Source organism: Candidatus Accumulibacter vicinus (assembly GCF_000584955.1).
Classification (GTDB): Bacteria; Pseudomonadota; Gammaproteobacteria; order Burkholderiales; family Rhodocyclaceae; genus Accumulibacter; species Accumulibacter vicinus.
Genome location: NZ_JDSS02000024.1, coordinates 36293 through 39448 on the forward strand (window position 1 = coordinate 36293; position 3156 = coordinate 39448).

2 protein-coding genes are annotated in these 3156 nt (G+C 68.9%); both read left to right on the top strand.

What is annotated here, in order from left to right; translation table 11 throughout:
- The first annotated feature begins 166 nt into the window (after window positions 1–166).
- Entirely contained in the window at window positions 167–829 is a 663-nt protein-coding gene (locus CAPSK01_RS10730) for an ABC transporter ATP-binding protein (protein ID WP_034926198.1), read from the top strand.
- The coding region (locus CAPSK01_RS10735) for an FtsX-like permease family protein (RefSeq protein WP_273703499.1) at window positions 826–3156 on the top strand (2331 nt) is incomplete at its 3' end. The genes CAPSK01_RS10730 and CAPSK01_RS10735, both read left to right, overlap by 4 nt.

A 3156-nucleotide genomic window follows, 5' to 3' on the forward strand; every position in this document is an offset into this window, starting at 1 on the left:
CGACGAGCTCAAGATCGATCGCCCTTTGCGCCTGCAGGAGCGCCCGCCCGAGGAACTCGATTACCTGCTGCCGCGCCGCAAGATCAACTGGTCCTACATGGCGCAACGGCCGTGATGAAACTGCCGCAACTGTTATAGTGACGGATCGTGGCTGACCTGCACGGACATGCTGACCGTTAGCGGTCTCGCCAAGCGTCACCCCGGAGCCAGCCGGCCGCTGTTCAGCGCGCTCGCTTTTCACATCGCGGCAGGCGAGATCGTGGCCCTGGTCGGCGAATCGGGCGTGGGCAAGAGCACGCTGCTGAACTGTATTGCCGGCCTCGAAAGCGCCGATCGCGGCGCGATTTGCATCGGCCCGCAGGCGCTGGACATCGTCCGGCTCGATGAAACTGCCCGATCGGCGCTGCGGGCGCGGCACATCGGCTTCGTCTTCCAGGCGTTTCATGTGCTGCCGACGCTGAATGTGGCGCAGAACATCAGCGTGCCGCTGCTGCTCGGCGGCGTGCCGGCCGGCGAACACGCAGCACGTACGCAGGCGCTGCTCGAACGCGTCGGACTTGCCGGTTTCGGCGAACGCTGGCCGGCGTCGCTGTCGGGCGGCGAGCTGCAGCGGGTGGCGATTGCACGCGCGCTGGTGCACCAGCCGGCACTGATCCTGGCCGACGAGCCGACCGGCAACCTCGATCCGCGCACCGCTGGCGAGGTACTGTCGCTGCTGCTCGAAAGAGTCCGCGAGCAGCGGGCCAGCGCGCTGATCGTCACCCATTCGCAGCCGCTTGCGCAGTGCTGCGACCGCATCCTGACGCTGACCCAGGACGGCCTGCAATGACCACGCTGGCCTGGTGGCTGATCTGCGCGCAGTTCCGCACACGCCGCGCGGCGACACTGTTGTCGATGCTGGCGATCGCCCTCGGGGTCGCGCTCGGCTACGCGATTCACCTGATCAACGACGCCGCACTGGCCGATTTCGCACGCGCCATGCAGACCGTGCAGGGCGATCCGGATGCGCTGCTGGCTGCCCGTAACAGTGCCGGCAGCGTTCCCCTGGAAACCATCAACGACCTCGCCCGCGACCCGGCAGTGCTGGTCATCGCGCCGGTGATCGAAACGCGCGTGCGCATCGAACCGGCGCGCACACCGGTGCGGCTGATCGGCCTCGACGTGTTCAGCGCCGCAGCGGTGATGCCAAAGCTGCTGCCACGTCAGAGCGATCGCGTCGCCGGCAACCTCTTCGACGGCGGCGTCTATGTTTCACCGGCGCTGCTCGGCCAGCTCGGGCTGCCGGCTGGTGCGGCGGTGACGCTGCGGCGCGGTGATCAGCACTGGGCCACCACGATTGCCGGCGACCTGCCGGGCACCGGACCCGACGACCTGCTGCTGGTCGCCGACATCGCCTGGGTGCAGGAACATTTCGGACCAGCCAACGCCGTCAGCGAGGGGCGCGTGCGCCTCGCGCCTGCGACCGACCCGGCGAGCTGGCGGGCAGCGCTGGCAGAACGGCTGCCGGCCGACCTGCTGCTGCGTGCCCCCGACGACGAAAGTGCGCGCGTCTCCAACCTGTCGCGTGCTTACCGTGTCAACCTCAACGTGCTGGCGCTGGTCGCCCTGCTGACCGGTGCCTTCCTGGTCTTTGCGACGCAACTGACGGCGGTCGCGCAGCGTTCGACACAGTTTGCACTGCTTGGCGTGCTCGGTCTCTCTCCACGCCTGCGCCTGCTGCAGGTCCTGCTCGAAGGGCTCGCGATCGGCGTACCGGGCTCGCTGCTCGGCCTGACTCTCGGTTACGCGCTGGCCCTGGCCTTCACGCAACTGCTCGGTGGCGACCTCGGCGGCGGTTATTTCGCGGGCAGCGCGCCGCGGATCGTTCCGCAAATGCTGCCCGCCTTGATCTTCCTGGCGCTCGGCTGCACCGCCAGCCTCGCCGGCGCGCTCTACCCGGCGCACCTGAACCGCGTGCAGCCGCTGGCGCAGGCGCTGAAAATCGGTTTCGCGCAACGCCCGCCGGCCGACGATGCGCGGCGTGTCAGGCGCTTGCTCCCGGTATTGCTGGCGCTGGCTGCGGTCGCCCTGACGCAGTTGCCACCGCTGTTCGAGCTGCCGCTCGCCGGTTATACGGCCATTGCTCTGGTCCTGGTGATCGGCATCGCCAGCGCGCCGCTGCTCACGCAGAACGTGTTTGGCGGGTTCGCCCGGCGAAGTTTGCCGGCGCCGCAACGGATCGCCATCCAGAATGTCGCGCAGGCGCCGCTGATGGCGCAGGTGGCGGCGAGCGGTCTGATCGTCAGCTTCGCCCTGACCGCCAGCATGGTGATCATGGTGTCGAGCTTTCGCGTCGCCGTGGACCATTGGCTCGACGAGGTGTTGCCGGCACCGCTGTATCTGCGCAGCAAGTCCACGCCCTTGCCGCAGGATCTGCTCGCCGCGCTGAGCCGGCCCGATGCGCCGTTCGCCCGTGTCGAGCCGAGCGCGCAGGCCGCGCTGACCATCGACCCGCAGCGGCCCAACATCGCGCTGCTGGTGCGCGAGATCGAGCGCAGCCAGCCGGAAGCGCGCCTGCCATTCACCGGGCCGGTGCTGGCGCCACCGGCGGGCGACATCGCCGTGGTCTGGATCAGCGAAGCGCTGCACGAGATCTACCGCATCGCGCCCGGCCAGACCTTGCGCCTGCCGCTGCTCGGACGCGCCATCGAGGTCTTCGTCGGCGGCGTCTGGCGCGACTATTCCCGGCAGTTCGGCGCGATCGCGATCAGCCGCGACGATTACCAGCGCCTGGGCGGCGATTTCCAGCCCACCGACCTCGCGCTGTGGCCGCGGCCCGGCCAGGAAACCGCTGCCATTGCCTGGCTCGCGCCGTACACCGGCCAGTACGGACTCGAAGTGGCCGACGCGGCCGAGATTCGCCGGTTGAGCCTGTCGATTTTCGACAAGAGCTTTGCCGTGACCTACGCCCTCGAAGCCGCAGCGATGCTGATCGGACTGTTCGGGCTGGCGGTGACGCTCGCCGCCAGCGTCTGCTTGCGCGAACGCGAACTGGCCACGCTCGGCGCGCTCGGTTTCAGCCGCCGCATGCTGAGCCGCGCGGTGATGCTCGAAGGCGCGCTGATCGCCGCCGTTGGCCTCTTGATCGGACTCGCCTGCGGCATCGCGATCGGTACC